This window comes from Bacillus sp. FJAT-28004 (assembly GCF_001280845.1).
GTDB lineage: Bacteria > Bacillota > Bacilli > Paenibacillales > Paenibacillaceae > Pristimantibacillus.
This window is the reverse complement of sequence record NZ_LGHP01000001.1, coordinates 1,912,093-1,933,066: the sequence shown is the minus strand read 5'-3', so window position 1 is coordinate 1,933,066 and position 20,974 is coordinate 1,912,093. Positions and strand designations below refer to the sequence as shown.

21 protein-coding genes and 1 pseudogene are annotated in these 20,974 nt (G+C 44.1%); 4 read left to right on the top strand and 18 right to left on the bottom strand.

Going from position 1 to position 20,974, the window contains the following annotated elements:
• Positions 1-71: 71 nt before the first annotated feature.
• Complete coding sequence (gene prli42, locus AC787_RS33715) at positions 72-173, top strand: stressosome-associated protein Prli42 (protein ID WP_161807522.1); 102 nt, start codon at positions 72-74, stop codon at positions 171-173.
• Here the strand turns inward: prli42 and lipB are convergent.
• The 5 genes from lipB to lpdA form a co-directional block, all read right to left on the bottom strand.
• Positions 159-866, bottom strand: coding sequence for a lipoyl(octanoyl) transferase LipB (gene lipB / locus AC787_RS08085; RefSeq protein WP_054024310.1), 708 nt, complete (start codon positions 864-866; stop codon positions 159-161). The two genes, prli42 and lipB, sit on opposite strands and share 15 nt — an antisense overlap.
• A gap of 17 nt (positions 867-883) precedes the next feature.
• A complete protein-coding gene (locus tag AC787_RS08080) occupies positions 884-2,215 on the bottom strand; it encodes a dihydrolipoamide acetyltransferase family protein (protein ID WP_054024309.1) in 1,332 nt (443 codons plus the stop codon).
• A gap of 120 nt (positions 2,216-2,335) precedes the next feature.
• On the bottom strand, positions 2,336-3,319 hold the full coding sequence (locus AC787_RS08075; protein ID WP_054024308.1) for an alpha-ketoacid dehydrogenase subunit beta: 984 nt from the start codon (positions 3,317-3,319) through the stop codon (positions 2,336-2,338).
• Complete coding sequence (locus tag AC787_RS08070; protein WP_054024307.1) at positions 3,319-4,353, bottom strand: thiamine pyrophosphate-dependent dehydrogenase E1 component subunit alpha; 1,035 nt, start codon at positions 4,351-4,353, stop codon at positions 3,319-3,321. The genes AC787_RS08075 and AC787_RS08070 overlap by 1 nt, the downstream gene beginning before the upstream one ends.
• Positions 4,354-4,451: 98 nt before the next feature.
• Positions 4,452-5,879 carry a dihydrolipoyl dehydrogenase gene (lpdA, locus tag AC787_RS08065; protein ID WP_054024306.1) on the bottom strand — a complete coding sequence of 476 codons (1,428 nt, stop codon included), beginning with the start codon at positions 5,877-5,879 and terminating at the stop codon, positions 4,452-4,454.
• Between the two features lie 217 nt (positions 5,880-6,096).
• On the opposite strand from lpdA, the gene AC787_RS08060 reads away from it, so the two are divergent.
• Positions 6,097-6,390 carry a DUF2627 domain-containing protein gene (locus AC787_RS08060; protein WP_054024305.1) on the top strand — a complete coding sequence of 98 codons (294 nt, stop codon included), beginning with the start codon at positions 6,097-6,099 and terminating at the stop codon, positions 6,388-6,390.
• A 92-nt stretch (positions 6,391-6,482) separates the two neighbouring features.
• On the opposite strand, the gene coaD is transcribed toward AC787_RS08060, so the two are convergent.
• Positions 6,483-6,965, bottom strand: coding sequence for a pantetheine-phosphate adenylyltransferase (coaD, locus tag AC787_RS08055; protein ID WP_054024304.1), 483 nt, complete (start codon positions 6,963-6,965; stop codon positions 6,483-6,485).
• A 136-nt stretch (positions 6,966-7,101) separates the two neighbouring features.
• On the opposite strand from coaD, the gene AC787_RS33710 reads away from it, so the two are divergent.
• The gene (locus AC787_RS33710) at positions 7,102-7,269 is read left to right on the top strand and encodes a mechanosensitive ion channel protein MscL (protein ID WP_144376707.1); all 168 of its coding nucleotides are present in this window, start codon (positions 7,102-7,104) and stop codon (positions 7,267-7,269) included.
• A gap of 284 nt (positions 7,270-7,553) precedes the next feature.
• On the top strand, positions 7,554-8,774 hold the full coding sequence (eis, locus tag AC787_RS08050; RefSeq protein WP_054024303.1) for an enhanced intracellular survival protein Eis: 1,221 nt from the start codon (positions 7,554-7,556) through the stop codon (positions 8,772-8,774).
• A gap of 318 nt (positions 8,775-9,092) precedes the next feature.
• On the opposite strand, the pseudogene AC787_RS33705 reads toward eis, so the two are convergent.
• The 12 genes and pseudogenes from AC787_RS33705 to xseA form a co-directional block, all read right to left on the bottom strand.
• Positions 9,093-9,218 (bottom strand): annotated as a pseudogene (locus tag AC787_RS33705) (sporulation initiation factor Spo0A C-terminal domain-containing protein); the annotation flags it as partial.
• A 108-nt stretch (positions 9,219-9,326) separates the two neighbouring features.
• A complete protein-coding gene (locus AC787_RS08045) occupies positions 9,327-9,881 on the bottom strand; it encodes a hypothetical protein (protein WP_054024302.1) in 555 nt (184 codons plus the stop codon).
• Between the two features lie 291 nt (positions 9,882-10,172).
• Positions 10,173-10,985 (bottom strand): sporulation transcription factor Spo0A, encoded by an 813-nt coding sequence (gene spo0A, locus AC787_RS08040; protein WP_054024301.1) that lies wholly within the window; start codon positions 10,983-10,985, stop codon positions 10,173-10,175.
• 296 nt (positions 10,986-11,281) lie between these two features.
• Positions 11,282-12,610: a SpoIVB peptidase gene (spoIVB, locus tag AC787_RS08035; RefSeq protein WP_054024300.1), complete on the bottom strand. Its 1,329-nt coding sequence runs from the start codon at positions 12,608-12,610 to the stop codon at positions 11,282-11,284.
• A gap of 123 nt (positions 12,611-12,733) precedes the next feature.
• Positions 12,734-14,446 carry a DNA repair protein RecN gene (recN, locus tag AC787_RS08030; protein WP_054024299.1) on the bottom strand — a complete coding sequence of 571 codons (1,713 nt, stop codon included), beginning with the start codon at positions 14,444-14,446 and terminating at the stop codon, positions 12,734-12,736.
• Positions 14,447-14,462: 16 nt separating this feature from the next.
• On the bottom strand, positions 14,463-14,915 hold the full coding sequence (gene ahrC, locus AC787_RS08025; RefSeq protein WP_054024298.1) for a transcriptional regulator AhrC/ArgR: 453 nt from the start codon (positions 14,913-14,915) through the stop codon (positions 14,463-14,465).
• A gap of 20 nt (positions 14,916-14,935) precedes the next feature.
• Positions 14,936-15,400: a hypothetical protein gene (locus tag AC787_RS08020; RefSeq protein WP_054024297.1), complete on the bottom strand. Its 465-nt coding sequence runs from the start codon at positions 15,398-15,400 to the stop codon at positions 14,936-14,938.
• A gap of 179 nt (positions 15,401-15,579) precedes the next feature.
• Positions 15,580-16,413, bottom strand: coding sequence for a TlyA family RNA methyltransferase (locus tag AC787_RS08015; protein ID WP_054024296.1), 834 nt, complete (start codon positions 16,411-16,413; stop codon positions 15,580-15,582).
• Between the two features lie 16 nt (positions 16,414-16,429).
• Complete coding sequence (dxs, locus tag AC787_RS08010) at positions 16,430-18,328, bottom strand: 1-deoxy-D-xylulose-5-phosphate synthase (RefSeq protein WP_054024295.1); 1,899 nt, start codon at positions 18,326-18,328, stop codon at positions 16,430-16,432.
• A 118-nt stretch (positions 18,329-18,446) separates the two neighbouring features.
• Entirely contained in the window at positions 18,447-19,361 is a 915-nt protein-coding gene (locus tag AC787_RS08005; RefSeq protein ID WP_054024294.1) for a polyprenyl synthetase family protein, read from the bottom strand.
• 2 nt (positions 19,362-19,363) lie between these two features.
• Positions 19,364-19,618: an exodeoxyribonuclease VII small subunit gene (xseB, locus tag AC787_RS08000; RefSeq protein ID WP_054024293.1), complete on the bottom strand. Its 255-nt coding sequence runs from the start codon at positions 19,616-19,618 to the stop codon at positions 19,364-19,366.
• Positions 19,596-20,972, bottom strand: a complete 1,377-nt coding sequence (gene xseA / locus AC787_RS07995; RefSeq protein ID WP_054024292.1) for an exodeoxyribonuclease VII large subunit — start codon at positions 20,970-20,972, stop codon at positions 19,596-19,598. The genes xseB and xseA overlap by 23 nt, the downstream gene beginning before the upstream one ends.
• Positions 20,973-20,974 lie beyond the last annotated feature (2 nt).

Genomic DNA, 20,974 nt, shown 5'->3' with positions numbered 1-20,974 from the left:
CGTATACAATAGAGTAAATGACAAGCTCATAGCATGCTATGACGTTCCAAATCAAGAAAGGGGTTTTTCATATGCGCAGACAGCGATTGATTCGAATTGTTGCCATCGTTCTCGTATCGGCATTAGTTTTGTCATCCTTGCTAGCTGGTCTAGGATCACTATTTCTTTACTAGATCTACTTCATATTTGAATTCTTTCACAAAATGAGGGAGCAATTGGTTCGCCGCTTCTTCAACCGATAATTCAAGACCTGTTAAATCATTAAAGGATGTTACGCCGAATTGCTCGATTCCACATGGAATAATTCCGCGAAACCCTTCTTCGGCAATTCCAGATTTAATATTGAGTGCAAATCCATGACTCGTAATAAAGCCCCGCTGATGGCGGGCTTTATTAAATTTCACGCCTATTGCCGCTATTTTCAGATCACCGACCCATACTCCTGTATATTCCGGCTTTCTACCCGCTTCTATACCATGCTCGCTGAGCCAATTAATAATGACTTGCTCCAAGCTACGCAAATACGCATGCAAATTAAGACCCACTGCATCCAAATAAAGAATCGGGTAACCCACCAGCTGGCCAGGTCCATGATAAGTAATATCCCCGCCACGATCAATTTGATAAAAAGAAATGCCTCTTTCCTTCAGCTGAGCTTCATCAAGAAGAAGATGCTCAGGATGTTTGTCAGAACCCATCGTATACGTAGGCGGATGCTGAAGAAGGAGCAGCGACTGCTTGCGCTCCTCCTGATCTATTTGCTTTATATATGTTTTTTGCAGCTCCCACGCTTCCGCGTAATCGAGCATGCCTATATAATGGGCATCCAGCCGTCTCAAGCTTTTTGCGTTATCCGCTTCAGCCATGATCGTGCTCCCCTTTTCTAATACAATTTGCTTTCTAGATTAAAGCTCTCCAAGTTATCCTTTACGCGCTGTAAGAATCGTCCACAAATAACACCATCCAAAATCCGATGATCAAGTGATAAACATAAATTTGCCATTGAACGAACAGCAATCATGTCATTGATGACGACGGGACGTTTCACGATCGATTCAAACGTTAAGATCGCAGCCTGCGGGTAGTTAATAATCGGATAGGACAAAATCGAACCAAATGAACCTGTATTATTAACGGTAAAAGTACCGCCCTGCATATCAGACAGTGTCAGCTTACCTTCTCTTGTTTTTCGGGCTAGCTCTTCAATTTCCTTTGCAAGACCGGCAACATTTTTGTGGTCAGCATTTTTGATAACAGGTGTTAGCACAGAATCCTCAGTACCAACTGCTAGTGCGATGTTAATATCCCGCTTCACAATAATTTTATCAACAGCCCACATGGAATTCATGATTGGCACATCTTTGATTGCATTTACGACGGCTTTGAGCAAGAAAGCCAAATACGTCAAATTAATGCCTTCGCGCTTCATGAAGTCATCCTTAAGCTTATTGCGAAGAAGTACGAGATTCGTAACATCTACTTCAATCATTGTCCAAGCATGTGGAATTTCACTTACGCTCTGTCTCATATTGCGAGCAATCGTATTCCGAATCGGCGTTACGTCAATGAAGCTATCACCACGACCAGCTCCGGACGCACCTTCCACTTCGATTTTTGGGAACCTTGGCGTTTCTGTCAAATGAAGTCCCGAGGAGCGAACCTGTGCAGCTGCATCAACTGTGCGAGCTGCTGGCACAGCTGTATTGCCGCTTGAAGTTTGATTGCCTTTACCACCACCAGCCGCTACAAAAGCGAGAACGTCTTTACGTGTGATACGTCCGCCTAAACCGGTTCCTGGAACATCGGTTAGACGAATAGCATGTTCAACTGCCAGCTGCTGTACAGCTGGTGAGAAACGATTACGCATTGGAGCGTCTTGCAAGTCAATTTCATTAACTTGTGATGCAGAAGCTTCTCCTGAAGCAATCGGCTGGGATTCCGCAGCCCCGATACCGGCATCATCAGCTGAACCTTCTGTTTCAATGATGCAGATCGCAGTGCCGACAGGTACAGTCTCACCCTTTTCGACTAGGATACTTACAAGCTTGCCAGCTACAGTGGAAGGCAATTCAGCATTCACTTTATCTGTTATAATCTCGCAGACAGGCTCATATACATCAATCCAATCGCCAGGCTGCTTCAGCCATTTATCAATGGTAGCCGACACGAGTGATTCTGCTAGTTGAGGCACGACGATTTCCGTCATAGTTTTCATTATTCACATCTCCCTACTGGCCGAGGCGTAAACGGCTACCGCCGTCCTCTGGCGGCGCAGCATACGTTTCGCAGTGACATATAAGCTTAGTACTCAAGCAATGCCCATACTTCATTTCTTCTAATAGAGTGCTAGCTGTCTCATTGCTTCTTTTACTTTATCTTTGTTGAGCATAAAAAACTTCTCGCCCGGAGGGTTAATTGGCATCGCGGGCACATCCGGTCCGCAAAGTCTCATAATCGGAGCATCAAGTTCATAAAGCAGCTCTTCTGCGATGATCGCTGAGACTTCGGCACCTACGCCGCCAGTCTTATTGTCCTCATGGATAATAAGTACCTTACCCGTCTTTCTCACCGCTTCAAGAATACCTTCTTTATCAAGCGGTTGAAGCGTCCTTAAATCTAGAATATGTGCGCTAATGCCCTCAGTCGCTAGATCAGCAGCTGCCTGCTCAACAAAATGAAGTGGAAGGCTATAACCGATAACCGTAATGTCATCGCCTTCGCGAAGTACATTCGCTTTGCCGATAGGAACAATGTAATCCTCATCTGGAACTTCACCCGTGATGAGTTTGTAGCATTTTTTGTTTTCAAAATATAGCACGGGATCTGGATCGCGCACCGCTGCCTTCAGTAAACCCTTCGCATCGTACGCGCGGTATGGGGCAACTATTTTCAGACCAGGCGTGCCGAAAAACACCGATTCTGGACATTGTGAATGGTACAGTCCGCCAAAAATACCGCCGCCAATTGGTGCACGTATAACGAGCGGACAAGACCAATCATTATTAGAACGGTAACGTATCTTGGCCGCTTCGCTAATAATTTGATTGGTGGCCGGAAACATAAAATCAGAATATTGCATTTCTGCAATCGGCTTCATGCCATACATTGCTGCACCGATTGCAACACCTGCAATTGCTGACTCAGCAAGCGGTGTATCTAGTGCACGATGCTCACCGAATTGCTCCTGTAATCCCTTCGTTGTCGTGAACACGCCGCCTTTGAGGCCCACATCCTCACCTAAAACGAAAACATCCTCATCTCGTTCCATTTCTTCCTTCATCGCTTGGCGAATTGCATCAATATACTCTATAACTGCCATTATACCCTTCCTCCTTGCTCAGCATCATCCGCATATACATGCAGCAATGTAGATTCAGGCGTCGGGAACGGCGCTTTATCGCCATATTCAGTAGCCTCGTCAAGTAGCTTGCGAATTTTGGCTAGAAGCTCAGTTTCCAGCTCCTCTGACCAAATATTGCAATCAATCAGGTATTGCTTATATTTAGGTATGCCATCTTTCGCACGATTGTGTTCAACCTCTTCCTTCGTACGATAAGCGAGATCGTTATCTGAAGTGGAATGTGGTGAAATGCGGTACATTAACGCTTCAATTAGCGTTGGACCTTCCCCAGCAATTGCTCGCTCACGAGCTTCCTTCACGACGCGGAACACTTCAAGCGCATCGTTGCCGTCAACCTGAAGCCCCGGGAAGCCATATCCAAGCGCACGATCTGCAACCGTACCCGCTAGCTGCTTGTGAACAGGAACGGAGATTGCATATTGATTGTTTTCACACATAAAAATAACCGGCAGCTTATGTACACCTGCAAAGTTACAGCCCTCATGGAAATCACCTTGATTGCTCGATCCTTCACCGAAGGTTACAAAGCTAACAATAGGATTGTTTTTCATTTTCGCCGCAAGCGCTATGCCTACTGCATGTGGAACCTGCGTGGTAACTGGGCTGGAACCCGTCACGATACGCAGCTTCTTCGAGCCAAAATGGCCCGGCATCTGGCGACCTCCGCTATTAGGATCCTCCTCTTTCGCGAAGACCGACAACAACAGATCACGCAGCGTCATGCCCACTGAGAGCACGAAGCCGTAGTCCCGATAATACGGTAAAAAATAATCCGTTTCACGATTAAGCGCATAAGCCGCGGCAACCTGCGCCACCTCTTGGCCAACACCAGATACGTGAAAATTAATTTTCCCTGCACGCTGCAGAAGCAGCATACGCTCATCAAACTTGCGTGCAGTCACCATCGTTGCATACATATCAATTGCTTGCTCATCGCTAAGCCCTATTTCCAAATGACGAACATTTCGCCCAGTAGAAGCAGATTGGGTCATAAGGTGTTCCTCCTTTTTATCGCACTATTATAACCTGGTACTAAGACTTGATCATATATATTATAACTCCATTTGATCCAAAAAGAAAACAGTCTTCATCAGAACGATATCGCCTTGCCATCCACCGCTAGCATCGCTTCACCTAGAGCCTCTGAAAGCGTCGGATGAGGATGAATCATTTGGCCGACCTCCCACGGTGTTGCGTTAAGTATTCCCGCCAGTGCTGCTTCGGATATGAGGTCAGTCGCATGAGCTCCGATCATATGAACACCAACAATATCATTGGTCTTCCGATCAGCTATCACCTTGACGAAACCATCCTTCTCCCCTAACACGATAGCTTTGCCGATCGCTTGAAACGGAATTTTCCCAGTCTTGATGTCATGCCCTTTCGCGCGAGCGCCATCCTCCGTCAAACCATAGGAAGCAATTTCGGGTCGTGAATAAATACATCTTGGGATCAAATGCGCTTCAATCGCAACGGGCTTCTCACCGCAAATATGCTCAGCTGCCATTAAACCCTCATGTGCAGCAGCATGAGCAAGTTGGACACCGCCAATAACATCGCCGATCGCATAAATATGAGGCTCGCTCGTCTGACCGAACGTATTCACCTCAATCACGCCGTTAGATGTGCGAATATCCGTATTTTCAAGACCAATATTTTCCACGTTAGCTTGTCGTCCTACTGAGACCAACAGCTTATCCGCTGTCAACAATACATCACCGTCTTGCGTAGCTGCCACTATGGAAACTTCACCATTTTCACCTTTGTATTGATCCGTTTGCAGTTGAACGCCAGTCAACACGCGTACACCGCGTCCTCGCAGCACTCTAGTCAGCTCAGCAGAAACCTCTGTATCTTCGCCTGGCAGCAGACGTGAGCCCGCTTCAACTAGGATGACCTGAACGCCAAAATCATGCAGCAGCGACGCCCATTCTACTCCGATAACGCCTCCGCCGACAATAATCATTGATTTAGGCAATTTGTCCATGACTAGCGCTTCGTCGCTTGACATAATATATTCGCCATCCGGCATCAAACCATTCAATATACGAGGCCTAGAGCCCGTCGCAATGATGAGATTAGTCGATACAACCGATTCCATTTCCCCATCAGGCAGCTCAACTGCTAACGATCCACTTTTTGGAGAGAAGATTGAGGGACCAATTACTCTGCCCTTGCCTTGAATAATTTGAATTCCATTCTTTTTCATCAGACTTTGAAGCCCGCGGTATAACTGATCCACAGTTTGATCTTTACGTTCCTGTACTTTATCGTAATCGAGCGATATGGCTCCTTCCGTCACTTGTATGCCGTATGAGCTCGCTTCAAGCAATGTTGAATATACCTCAGCGCTCCGGAGCAGCGATTTACTCGGTATGCATCCTTTATGTAAGCAAGTACCGCCAAGCTTGTCCATTTCAATAATGGCAACTGATTTTCCTAGTTGTGCAGCACGAATGGCTGCTGTATATCCACCAGGCCCGCCTCCGAGCACTGCTACGTCTACCTGTATAGCCATAAAATCATTCCCTTCTAATAAACCATTACTATATACTGTTTTTGCCTATTACTATTATTCTTAAGCATGCCCATTCGCATTGTAACATGACATCCATCCCTATTGTACCTGTTTTTACCGATGATGACATCGTCGTTTTACGAAATAGACACTCTACACGTAAAAAGGTATGATAGAGCTAACTGTATATATTGACCGATAAGGAGACACTGTATTTATGAAATTAGTTGCCGCTCGTTTTATTGCCATCCTCATGCTCGTTATTCCAGGCTTACTTGCTTGCTTCGGTTTTCTGAAAATGAAAGATTCCGTTTTTGTCTACTTCTCCGAATTCGGAAACGAAACCATTACGCCAGACTTTGAATGGCTGAAATTTTTACTTGGATTTATCATGTTTGCTGCTGGTGCAGGCTTTATCGCCGGCTGGACTTTTTTTCGCGACCGCAAACGAAACTACGTTGCTCCTAGATTCAAGCAGAAGCGTCCTCGTCCGCCTAAACCACAAAGTTAATTCGTGTAAAACAATAATAATTAAAACCGCTTAAGTTCGGATCATATTGATCCTAGCTTGGCGGTTTTTTTGTTTGTATAGCGTTGTAAAAACTATGTATACTCCACGTAATCAAGCATTTTCATATATGCTTTAGGCACCATATAGGAAGCAGCCAGCTCCGTCTTATCGGACATGAGGAACATTCTGACGAGTGAGCTGCTCGTTTGCATGTAATGCGTATAAGGAGATAAATAAATGGTATCCGCCATCGTTGTATTACGAATATATTGCTCAAGCTGCAGCTCGTATTCTAAATCCGTTGCATTTCTAATTCCCCGTATGACAACGTTAATATCATATTCATTTATATAATCAGCTACAATGCCTTCATAAGGAATAATTTGGATTTTATCATCCTGCGGAACGGATAGAACGACTAGCTCCGTACGCTGCTCAATTGTAAAATGATGCTTTTTCGATCGATTATTGGCTACTATAATGTGAACCTCGCTAAATAATTGGAAGGCTCTCTCAATAACGGACACATGTCCAAGGGTAATCGGGTCAAAGCTTCCTGCGTATACGGCTCTCATCCTGTCACCTCTTCTGATATATTTTACATTGCGATGATGCTTTCCAGAAATAATTACAATTGTCCACATTTCATTTTATTATCTCATCATACAACAACACTATTATGAAATTAACCAAAAGAAATGAGGTGCAATCATGAAAATTGTATTCGATGTTACTGTAGATGGAAAAGTAAAAGAGACCATCCAGCCACAAACACAGCGCCTAAAAGAAATTCATAGCTTTATAAAAGCAGAATCACATGGTTTAATCAAGAAATACGGCAGCAACGTGTATTTAAACCGCAGAGTAGTTTACAACTGAGGCATCCATGATGGCCTTTTTTTTTTCGAAAAAAACACTACTCGACTGCTAACTGTAATTCCTCGAAGTTCTGTTCTACTCAACAATTATCAATGTCTTCACTCGGTTATTTAGACCGTTTGTAGGACATCCTCAGCATATAGAAAACGATTCACTAAACGTAAGCAAACGGCTTGAAGCAGCACGCACGATTTTGTGTTTCATTCCCATAGGTCTGATTTGTTTGCACTTCTGAGGGATGATACATTACTTGGATATGTTTAAATAAATGGAGGTCATCACCTATGAGTCGACGGAAGTTGCAAGATAGACTCAAGATAAAAAAAATCGAAACCGAGCATGGCGAACAATTCAACAATTTATTACGCTATGTTTTTCAAGTGACCAATCGCGATTTACAAACCTTTGGCTGGGAAAACAGAGAGATTGCACAGGCAAAGCTTCCCGTACTTCAGTATGCCGATGTACAAGGGTGGTTTGATGGAGATAAGCTTATTTCTCAGCTTGCTGTTTATCCTTTTCAGGTAAACATCTACGGACATATTTATGAGATGGGTGGACTGACAGGTGTTGGTACTTATCCCGAATATGCCAATTTGGGCTTAATGAATAAGCTCATGCTGCTTGCCTTGAGCAAAATGCGGGAGAGAAAACAATCGATCTCTTACTTATACCCCTATTCCATCCCCTACTACAGGCGCAAAGGCTGGGAGATCATTTCCGATAAAATTTCATTTGAAGTGCCTGACACCCAGCTGCCAAAATTAAAAAATGTGGCTGGTCATGTCGAGCGTGTAACCACTGAACATCCTGACATCAAAACGATATATGAGCAGTTCGCCCTGCTGCACCACGGTGCCATGCTGCGAAACGAGCTAGCTTGGGAAGAGTATTTACGTTGGGATTTAGATGATATGACCGTTGCTATCTATTATGACAACAACGATTCACCTATGGGGTATTTGCTGTATTGGATTGCCGAAGAGATCTTTCAAATGAAAGAAATGATTTACATTAACGAAGAAGCGCGGATTGGTTTATGGAACTTTGTCAGTGCCCATTTCTCAATGATTACGCTAGTAAAAGGGGATATCTATAAGGATGAACCTCTTGCATTCATATTAGACGACGGGGATATTAAGGAAACCATTGCTCCTTACTACATGGCACGAATTGTAGATATCGTATTGTTCATCGAGCAATATCCATTCCATAGTCTGGAAAAGGAATGCCGACTAGTTATCAATCTGCATGATCCCATGCTTGAATGGAATCAAGGAACCTTTACATTAACTGTAGACACAAAAGGAAAAGGACATATGGCTCAAGGCGGCGTCGCGCCATCTGTAGTCATAGACATACCCGCTTTAACGACGATGTTAATGGGTTACAAGCGACCAACCTATCTGGCGCGCATTGGCCGTATGCAGGCTGATGATACTTCCATCCGTATACTTGAACAATTGATTAATCAGGAGCGTCCTTATTTCTCTGATTACTTTTGATTTGGGAGCCCAAGTTACTCTCTTGATTATAAATAAGCACCTTGTTTCCATGGAAATGAGGTGCTTATTTTGTATTTATCTGATAAAAAACTAAAACCCTTTCCATGAGAAGAACACTTCAAAAAAAAGACGTTTTGGTGTTATAAGGATATGCTCACAATTATCATCAATTCTAAACTGCATCGCTTTAAAAAATCCACTCCTCTTATGGGTTTTGAATACCCCATAAAGCAGTGGATTTATAATATTACTAATTGTAGTTAATCGATTTGAAAATGTATTACCACCTAGTCCTCTTAACCCCTTCCCCTTCTAAGTTCAGCTAACTTTAAGCTCAATCCTCAGCTTATCAACCTCCATCGCGATAAATTCGCTATTAGTAGGCTTCGATTTGCTGATGTTGATTATGTAGTCAAAAAGATGGCTGATACTGTCGATGTTGCCGAAGCCTAACGCATCAGGGCTTTTAAGGGGTTAGAGCACTACTTATGGAGAGCAAACGCTTACATCATTGTAACCCACATCTTACGATGCGAATACTTCTCTTGCTCCTTACTGTTTCTTAATGGTATACGTAGAACCTATTTGATTGATAATTACCCAGCCACTCGGTATTGGTGAACCAATCAGAATGGTGACCGTTGCACCTGTAGGTGCCCCAATTAGGTTTTTGATCCACACGACACTGTCCGTTCTGTTTATCGTCACCCAGCCGTTTGGGAGCGGCGAGATGGGTACTACCGTGTACGTTTCGCCGTAACTTGCTCCGTTTGCATTTTTGAGATTAAGCCAAGTACTTGTTTGATAGATGACCACCCAACCGCTCGGAATCGCAGAACCCAGCATAGCGATAGTCGTTTCGCCTGTCGGTGCCCCGATCAAGCACTTGGCAGTTATTATGCTGCCGATATTATTCGCAATGATCCAGCCTGCAGGCAGTGTCGTGCCGACTGGTACCGAGGTGGTCACACCATAGCTAGTGCAATTGAACGTCGTACTTGTTGCAGCAGCTTCTGCAATAGGTGAGAACGCACCAACGTTTACCCATAGAGAAAAGTTCAACAGCAGTGCGAGTATCATCACCCTTGATATACCCTTTTTAATCATCCATCAGTCATCCCTTCTTATATTTGTTTACACGATTGAATACTATAAGTCTATTCCATTAATTTCCATAGGTCAATAAAAAAATCATATTACCACTATCAAGGACATCATAAAAACACCGCTAATAATTTGGTTATAAACAACCAATATATAAGCGGTGTCTGTTGATTTATGATCATGAAGTTTGTACGTTTGAAACGCCTCGTTCGGATATTTACCGCCATAATTGTTCCGGCTGTAAACGCCTTCCAAAACCTCTCAACACTAACCGATACGCTAATCGTCCCCCTCTTAGCTAACTTTATGCTCAATCCTCAGCTTATCAGCCACCATCGCGATGAATTCGCTATTAGTAGGCTTCGATTTGCTGATGTTGATTGTGTAGCCGAACAGGTGAGAAATGCTGTCGATGTTACCGCGTGTCCAAGCTACTTCAATCGCATGACGGATAGCGCGTTCAACGCGGGAAGGCGTTGTTTTGAACTTTTCGGCAATTGCAGGGTAAAGGGTTTTTGTAATGGCTCCAAGAATTTCGATATTGTTATAAACCATCGTAATGGCTTCACGCAGGTATTGATAACCTTTAATGTGAGCTGGCACTCCGATTTCATGAATAATGCTCGTAATGTTCGCATCCAGGTTTTTCCCTTTAGGGATAGGAACGACGTTGGATTTCATCGAGGAGGAGCTAGTTGTGAAACTGCCCGTCGACGAGTAAGTTGGGTTCCCAACAAGCTGACGAATACGATTAGCTAAAATATCCATGTCGAACGGCTTCAAAATATAATAGGAAGCTCCAAGCTGTACCGCTTTTTGAGTGATGTTTTCTTGGCCGAAAGCAGTCAGCATAATGATCTTAGGCATAGGGGATAGGTTAATTTCTTTCAACCGTTCAAGAACACCTAGTCCATCCAAATGAGGCATAATAATATCAAGGATAAGCACATCAGGAACTTTTCTTGTTTCCTCCAGATGTCTCAAAACCTCTTCTCCATTATACGCGACTCCACTCACACTCATATCACTTTGTTCGGATATGTATTCCGATAACAAGTTAGTAAATTCCCGGTTGTCATCTGCCAATAATACTTCGATCTTATGCAAGTTGTGGTCCTCCCTTAAATGATATTCATGATATCGCTCACTAGTTGTCTAATCTAAAGTTTTCGACATGTGGAGTTCAATTCCTTCTGTCGAAAATTATTTTTCTTTATTTTTTTACGGAGATTCGATATAATAAAAAATTTATTACATGTACCGATTATGTTCGTTCTTCTTCGACAAAATTCATTGCTCTTCCAAGCATTCACGCGGTTTTTAGTTATGAAGCTTCAATTAAAAAAAACGCCCGCCTAAGCTAAGTTTCAGCTCAAGTGAGCGTTATTTTCTAATGGCCTTCGTTATGCAGCTTCACCTATATGACCATTTGCCGACTTCAACAATACTCCTGCATCCTGCAGCATCCATTCGATAAAGCAACCGTAACCTGAAGAGGGATCATTTACGAATACATGAGTAACAGCTCCAACTAATTTGCCATCTTGAATGATCGGACTTCCAGACATACCTTGAACGATACCCCCGGTTTTACTTAACAACCGTTTGTCCGTAATCTTGATAACCAAACCTTTTGTCGCTGGACCAGATTGCTTCGATACGTGTACGATTTCAATATCAAAGCGCTCAACCTTCTGTCCATTCACAACAGTCAAAATTTGCGCTGGCCCTTCCTTAACATCTTCAGCAAAAGCGACAGGAACAGATTTTTCACTATAGCTGTGCGTAGGAACTTCATTCATTTTGCCGAAAATGCCAAATGGAGTATTTCGCTCTACATTGCCTAAGATTTTGCTTTCTTTCACAAAATGCGCTCTTTTTTCTCCCGGCTCGCCATTTTGGCTTTTGTTAATGGACGTAACGCTGGACTGTAAAATCTGACCCTCACCGACATCAATCGGTGTTTGTGTGTCCATATCCGTAATTACGTGACCTAGTGCACCATATACACCTTGATCAGGAGCATAGAACGTTAGTGTGCCCACGCCAGCTGCTGAATCTCGAATATATAACCCTAACCGCCAAGCCTTATCTTCCGCATCAAATACTGGATTTAAAAGCGTTTTACCTAATCGTCCATCTCGCTTATAGGTCACTTCGAGCGGCTTCTTGTTGTTGCCAGCCTTCTCACTTAGCTCCGCAATCCTGTTAACTTGATTAATGCTTGTACCATCAATCTTCACAATCAAATCGCCTAGGCGCAGTCCTGCGGCCTCACCAGGGGATTGCTTCATGCCGTTGCTGCCAGCTACCTGATGATGTCCAACAACTAATATGCCGGATGATTTAACTTTGACTCCAATCGTCTGACCTCCTGGAATGACGCGTAGATCAGGCACAACATTAACCTTTACAGTCTTGAATGGAATTTTACCAAATAATTTCACTTTCATCTTGGTTTGACCGCTTTGACTTGACTGCAGTGACAGTGGTTCGTTCAAATTTACGGATAAAGAATGACTGGTTGATCCGTTAATCTGAAGCATTTGAGGGTCGACCGTTACTTCAGCATGAACGGGCACTCCATATTGTAAACGTTTCAGTTGCCCGGAGAATAAACGAAGTTCATTCGGGATTGCGGCAAAATGTTGAAACGGGGTGGAGCTTCCGATCATGCAAATGAAGAAAACGAGAACCAGGCCAAACCATCGCTTCCTTTGACTGGAGTTCAATGATTTCACGCTCCCTGTATTTCCATCGCATGACGAAGAAGGATAAGTCGCCAATGGCGTACCTTTAAGTTACCCTCACCCGGTCGTTTTATGTCCGCAAAAACATTCCCTAATTGGCTTCCATTACGCTCCTTTCTGTCTATGTGCCAAATCAAGCATTTCTTGTGCATGATTCCTTGTTTTTTCCGTTACCTCTACACCACCGAGCATACGTGCCAGCTCTTCAATACGTACAGAATCAAGCAGCTCCGATACAGATGTAGAAGTACGTAAACCAATAACTTGCTTACGTATTTCATAATGATGATCAGCCATGCAAGCTACCTGAGGTAAATGCGTAATAGAAAAAACTTGGCACTTGGATGCGAGCTGTGACATTTTCTCTGCAATGGCCTGAGCAGCTCTACCGCTGACGCCTGTGTCGACTTCGTCAAAGATGAGCACTGGAACTTGATCGATTTCTGCGAAGATACTCTTTAGAGCAAGCATAATACGAGACATCTCTCCTCCTGAAGCAATCTTACTTAACTGCTTCAATGGCTCGCCTGGGTTGGTGGAGAGCATAAAGATAGCCTCGTCCATTCCATTAATGTGCAAGCGGATCTGCTTCGTTTCACCCGATCCTCCGACAGTCGTATCGATTTGCACGCGGAACTTAGCTGATGGCATTTGAAGCTGTCCTAACTCATTCTCTATCGCTTCAGATAGCTTTGTTGCTGCATGCTCCCGTAGCTGAGATAATTCCTGCGCCAAGATCAGTGCTTGATCGTAAAGTTTTATTTCTTCTGCTTTCAACTCTTCCAGCAGCTGATCACGATTTTCGATTTTGTCGCGATCCACGATTGTCCGCTCTAAATAAGCAAGTATATCGGGTATTGTCTCCCCGTATTTGCGCTTCATACTATTTATTAAATCAAGTCTGTCTTCAACCTGTGAGAGCTGATCAGGATCAGACTCAATGCCATCTCGATAATCACGAAGTTGGAAAGCAGCGTCCTCTGCTTGATAAAAGGCAGATTGAAGCTGTTCAAGAAGCGGATTAAGTTTCGCAGCGTCGTAAGTTTGAATATCTATCAGCTTAGCTACTGCTTTGCTGACCATATCAAGCCCCTTGCCTCCATACAATAGCGAATAAGCCTCTGACACGGCATCCATTCTCTTCCCTGCATACATTAGCTTGCGCCGTTGCTCTGCAAGTAATTCATCTTCCATCGGTTTAAGCTGAGCATTCGTAATTTCTTCAATTTGAAAACGATACAAATCAAGCATTTGTACATTATGTCTCGTCGAATTTTCTAATTCACGCAGTGATGCCCTTGCCTGCTGCAGCTGTGAAAATATGCTCCGATAGATTTGCTTGCGTTCAATTAGCAAATCACCAGCGAATAAATCCAACCATTCCAAATGCTGCTCTGTCCGAAGGAGCGATTGATGCTCATGTTGACCATGAATATTAACAAGACATTCGCCAATTTCCCTTAGCATCGTCATCGTAACAAGCTGACCATTAACGCGACTGCTGCTCTTTCCATTAGAAGTTAGCTCTCTTCTGATGACTAACATCTCTTCACAAGATGCATGCACACCGAGCTTATTCAAAACTACCCATACAGGATGATTTCCTGGAAGGTCGAATAAAGCTTCCATCTCTGCTTTATCACAACCGTACCGTACCATGTCTGCGGAGCCTCTACCGCCGACCAGCAAGCTTAGCGCATCAATTAGTATCGATTTACCTGCTCCTGTTTCTCCTGTCAACACATGAAATCCATGATGAAATGTAACGTTCACTTCTTCAATTACCGCTAAATTCCTTATTGACAACTCACACAGCATGGCCCTAACATCCTCCTTAGTTCAATAACTCAAGTAATCGTTCTACGACTTCATTGCTCTGCTTCTTCGTTCGGCAAATCATCAAGATCGTATCATCTCCACAGATTGTACCCATAACTTCTGTCCATTCCATATTATCAACCAATGCGCAAATGGTATTTGCCGTCCCTGGCAAACATTTCATAACAACAAGATTATCTGTAAAGTCAATATGTACAAAATGATCAAGCAAAGCACGTTTCAACTTATGAATAGGGTTCTGCTTCTGATGCTCTTGCGGAATGGAATACTTATATTTGCCTTCACCTGCCGGCACTTTAATCAGCATTAATTCCTTCATATCGCGTGAGACGGTCGCTTGAGTTACTTGCATGCCTGTAGTGCGAAGCGCCTCCACCAGATCTTCTTGCGTCTCAATCACACTATTGCTAATAATTTCCTTGATTCGATATTGACGAAGCCCCTTCATAAAAAAACCTCCATGATTAATTAATCTGCGATGTGAAACGTAATTTTGCGTATCAGCTTTTCCCTCGCGTCTACGAATAAGATTCCGTCACATTCAGGCAATAGCAGGGAATATACAAGCAATCGATCTCTCACCCCGCTCGGCGACCAGTCGATTGGCATCCGTTCACGAGCAGTTTTCACTATATACGTGCAATTATTCATTTCCGCAATATAATCAATATATAATCGGCTGCCCTTTCCAAGCGGCACATCATCCAGCTTGATCGGAATCGGTACTAAATGTTTTCCTGAGCTTACCTCGTATCCGGCTTGCTCCAGCAACAATATATTTTCGTCATCTGCTGCGAGAACACCGCCCTTGCCGAGTTTGAGCCGATTGACACTCGCAGGCTCATGAAGCCAGCGGTGAAACACTCTAAACAGCCATAAAATGAACAAGCAACCAGCAATCAGCATAATAGCCCAATCACCGTAAGTTCCCATCAGCATCCCCCATTCGCAAATGGATTGTATACCTATTCGTTCGCTATGCTGGGGTCATATTCCTGTTTATGCCGATTACCGAACGTTTGTTTGCTTTTCTATAGTTTAACAAATGAAGCACTATGCTGTAAAGTAAAAAAGATGCCGGCAGTTATGACTCTGCCAGGCACCTTCCTCATTTATTTATTAGTTGTAAAGGTCTCATTCGCTTGTTTCACTAGCTCCGTTAACGCATTGTCATCTGGCACAGCAGCATTTGGTTCAGCAGACCAGTGCCAATAGGCTAAAAATTCAATATTGCCCTCTCCGCCCGTAATGGGAGAGAAGGTAATATCCTGCAATGAAAAGCCAATTTCCGCTGCTCCAGTCAAAACGGTACGAAGCACATCTCTGTGCACGCCAGAGTCACGAACAACACCCGATTTCCCTACTTTTTCACGTCCAGCCTCGAATTGCGGCTTAATCAAAGCAACAATGCCAGAACCAACCGTTAATAAAGTAGATAAAGCAGGCAAAATATGTTTTAACGATATAAAGGATACATCGATTGTAGCGAATGTTGGCGGTGGACCAACTAAATCAGCCGGCTGCGTATAACGAAAATTAGTTCGCTCCATAACATGAACACGGTCATCTTGTCTTAGCGACCAATCAAGTTGGTTGTAACCAACATCAATAGCATAAACATAAGATGCTCCATTCTGTAAAGCACAGTCGGTAAAACCGCCTGTCGATGCACCGATATCGAGCATAACACGTTCGCGCAAATCGATATTGAACACACGAATCGCTTTCTCGAGCTTTAACCCACCACGGCTTACATAAGGATGCAAAGCGCCTTTCACCTTGATGTCTGCCGAACGAGCTACCTTCATACCGCTTTTGTCAACAGGCTCGTCGTTTACTAGCACGAGACCCGCCATCAAAGCCGCTTTTGCTTTTTCTCTACTTTCATAAAAGCCGCGCTCAACAAGCAATACGTCTATTCGTTCTTTAGTTGTTGTTGTTGTCATCTTTCACCCTCAGACGTCACTGTTTGCCAGTAACTCGTTTCATGCGCCTTGGCTGCATCGTTTTTAGCTCAGTTGCAACTCTTTCAGCCGTTAATCCAATCTCTTTCCGCTGTTCCTTAATCGATCCGTGTTCAACGAATACATCAGGCACTCCAATGATTCGAATAGTTAGGCCGTAAATGCCTTTGAGTGAAAAGAACTCAAGCACTGAGCTGCCAAAACCACCAAGCTCAGCGTTTTCCTCAAGCACAATCATGTGCCTGCCTTCTGCGGCAAACGATAGAAGCATTTTTTCATCAAGCGGTTTAATAAACCGAGCATTTACAATTTGTACATTTATGCCTTCACGTTTGAGAAGGTCTGCAGCTTCTTCGGCTACCTGCAGCATCGGTCCAATGGCCATAATTACGGTGGATTCGCCTTCGCGAACCGTTTCCCACGTACCTATAGGCAATGCTTGCGGATGGGCTTCCATCTCTACGCCTAATCCCGCAATACGCGGATAACGAACAGCTATGGGTCCATCATTATAATCTACAGCGGTCTTCAACATTTGTCTAAGCTCATTCTCATCCTTAGGCATCATGATGACCAAATTCGGAATATGTCTTAAGAAAGAAATATCATAAACACCATGATGCGTTTCACCATCCGGACCAACGAAGCCAGCACGGTCTATGGCAAAAATAACATTTAGGTTCTGACGGCAAATATCATGAACGACTTGATCATATGCGCGCTGCAAGAAAGTAGAATATACAGCAAATACAGGCTTCATACCTTCAATGGCTAACGCAGCAGACATCGTAGCAGCATGCTGCTCTGCAATGCCTACATCGATCATCCGGTTCGGGAATCTTGTGGCGAATGGCAGCAAACCAGAACCACCTGGCATTGCTGGAGTAACAGCAACGATGCGCTCATCCTTCTCAGCAAGCTCGATTAACATTTGACCAAAAACGTCAGTATACATTGGTGGGCCAACTGCCTTGACCACTTGGCCAGATTCAATTTTGTATGGCGTGATGCCATGCCATTTGAATGAATCAGCTTCGGCAGGTGAATAGCCTTTACCTTTTACAGTCAATACATGGACAAGAACAGGACCCGGCATTGCATCCGCTTGGCGCATAATATCAAGTACTTGCTCGATATCATGTCCATCAACGGGACCAAGGTAAGTAAATCCGAATTGCTCGAATAAAATACCGCTAACGAGCAAATATTTCAAGCTGTCTTTGAAACGTTCTGCCGTCTTGGCAAGCTTGCCGCCAATCGCTGGTATCTTGTTCAGCAGCTGTTGCAGCTCATCCTTAGCTTTGTGATAATGACGATCTGTACGAATTTTCCCTAAATAGTGATGCAGTGCACCTACATTTGGAGCAATGGACATTTCATTATCATTCAAGATAACGATCAAGTCTTTGTTCTCGTGTCCAATATGATTAAGTGCTTCTAAAGCCATACCGCCAGTTAGAGCACCGTCGCCGATAACAGCAACTACACGATTGCTCTCACCCTTAAGATCACGAGCAAGCGCCATACCCATAGCGGCAGACAAAGATGTACTGCTATGTCCGGCTTCCCATACATCATGCTCGCTTTCTGCACGTTTGACGAATCCGCACAGACCTTTGTATTGTCGCAGCGTATCAAACCGATCCATGCGGCCGGTTAAAATTTTATGCACGTAGGATTGATGACCAACATCAAAAATAAACTTATCTTCTGGACTATTAAATAAATAATGCATGGCTAGGGTCAGCTCAACGACTCCTAAGTTAGGAGCGAGATGACCACCCGTAACGGAAAGCTTCTCAATAAGGAACTGACGGATTTCAGCAGCCAGTTGCTCAAGTTGAGCGGTTGTCAAAGCTTTCAAATCTTGAGGTCCGTTAATCTGGTCAAGCAGCACGTTACTTTCCTCGCTTTCGCGGACAGCTTATAGTTGCCGTCCCATGTACATCTACATTTTTCCTATTATAGCATACAGAGCTTTTTTTCCCAACCAAAATGGAAAAAGCATCACATACTCAATGATCGCGTCCAACGAGATAATCTGCAATTTCAAGCAGTCGATCTGGAGCCAAGAACTCCGCTTCCAGCACTGCTGACTTCGCTTCCTGGGTTAGCCGTTCAACCTGAGCTTTGCTTTCTTCTATTCCGATAAGGAACGGATACGTTACTTTATTTTGCTGTACATCGCTATTCGTCTTTTTGCCCAGCTTCTTTTCATCACCGATCAAATCCAAAATATCATCCTGAATTTGAAAAGCAAGACCGATATTGCGGCCATAAAGTGCGAGCAGTTCAAGCTGCTTCTCTGTTGCTCCTCCAATGCGGCCACCGGCCATTACCGTGAATGCAATAAGATCGCTTGTTTTATGAAGATGAATATACTCCAGTTCATGAATTGAAGTGATGCCTTGTTCGCCAAGCATATCTGCAACTTGACCGCCTACCATCCCGGGAGCTCCTGCTAACTTAGCCAAATCTTCGACGATAGCAAGTGCAACATCTGCTCCGACGCCACCTTGACGGGCCGCTTGCGGAATTAAATGAAAAGCGTGCGTTAGCAGCGCATCACCAGCCAAAATTGCCATTGCTTCACCAAAAACCTTGTGGTTAGTTGGCTTGCCTCTGCGGAAATCATCGTCATCCATAGCAGGTAAATCATCATGAACTAATGAGTAGGTGTGTATAAACTCCACCGCACATGCAACAGGCATTGCTGCGTTTATTGTTTCTGTTTTACCAAAGACAGCCTCGGCTGCTGCAATAACAAGTGCAGGTCTTAAACGCTTTCCACCTGCTTCAAGGGAATAGAGCATTGCCTCCCGCAGACGCAGGGGAACATCCCATGAGCTTGGTAACGCTTGTTTTAGCGAAGCTTCTATAAGCTCTATGCATTGCGATAAATACGCTTTTATTGCTACCCTCTCGTTCAAGCTTATTCCCCTTTATTTTCGATTGCATCCGCAAACGGTTTTTTCTGGAAGCCTTGTTCTGTTTCAATCAACAGTTCGATTTTTTGCTCTACTTGCTCAAGCTTGCCCCCGCAAAGCTGAGATAACTTCATGCCTTCTTGGAACAACTCAATCGCAGTCTCAAGCGGAACATCACCGTTCTCAAGCTTCGATACAATGGAATCTAATCGTTCCATCGCTTGCTCAAAAGTAAGCTCACTTTGATTCGTTGCTGCCATCCATTTGATCTCCTCTCAATGAACCTACATGACAATCTAGCTGACCGTCTGCTACTTTCACCTTTACGATGTCGCCTAGCTTCACATCGCGAATCGATTTAATTAATCGTTGCTCTCGCTCGTCATACACGAGACTATAACCTCTAGACATAACTTTTAATGGACTTAAAGCGTCTAGCTGCTTCATTGAGCTATACAGCTTGTTTTTCTTATCCTTTACGACAACGTTCATAGCAAGCTCGAGCTGCTTGTTTGCCGTCTGCAAGCGTTTAGCGGCGAATGCAACCCGCTCGCCTGGATGATGGGCAGAAAGTGTTGCTTGTTGCCTTGCTAGTCGTGAATGACTACGTTCTGTAATTCTTTTTGTTCGCTGTACCAGCTGCTCTGACAATCGATCCAGCCGTTCTGCTTGCTCAAGTAAATACCTGCGCGGGTGTAAGAAAAAAGGCGAGCGGCGTATGCGTTGCAGCCTCTCCTTCTCATCCATTACACGGTACTGAATGCCTTGAATAAGCCGTTGCTGCTGCCGATTTAGCTGCTGCTTTAATTCTGCAATGCTCGGAACAGCGAGCTCTGCCGCAGCTGTTGGAGTGGCCGCGCGTAAATCAGATACAAAATCAGCAATGGTGAAATCAGTTTCATGTCCTACTGCACTGATAATCGGTATCTCTGAGTTAGCGATGCTTCGAGCAACAGCTTCCTCATTGAAAGCCCACAACTCCTCAAGCGACCCTCCGCCGCGCCCTACAATTAATACGTCGGCTTCGCCAAAACGGTTCATTGCTTCTATCGCTTTCACAATAGCTGGTGCTGCCCCAGTTCCTTGAACGAGTACGGGATATACATAAATTGGAATTAATGGATAACGACGCTGCAAAGTAATGATAATATCGCGTACAGCTGCTCCCGTTGGCGATGTGATGACACCAATTGCCCGTGGGAAAAGCGGAATCTCCCGCTTGCGGGACTCCGCGAAGAGCCCTTCATTGCTCAGCTTGCTCTTCAGCTGCTCAAACGCGAGGTACAAGCTTCCAATGCCATCAGGCTGCATCGAATTCACATAAAATTGATAATTTCCATCGCGCTCGTATACCGTTATATTCCCTCTTGCAATGACTTTTGTTCCTTCTTTAGGTATAAACGGAAGACGCTGATTATGAGATGCGAACATAATGGATTTTATCCGGCTATCGCTATCCTTCAGCGTAAAATACATATGCCCGCTTGAATGATGCGTAAAATTGGAAATCTCACCGCGCAGCCAAATATCGCCAAGCAGTGAATCCGACTCCATTTTCATTCGAATATACCGATTAAGCTCTTTTATGGAATAAATTCGTGGCTGATCCGCCATGC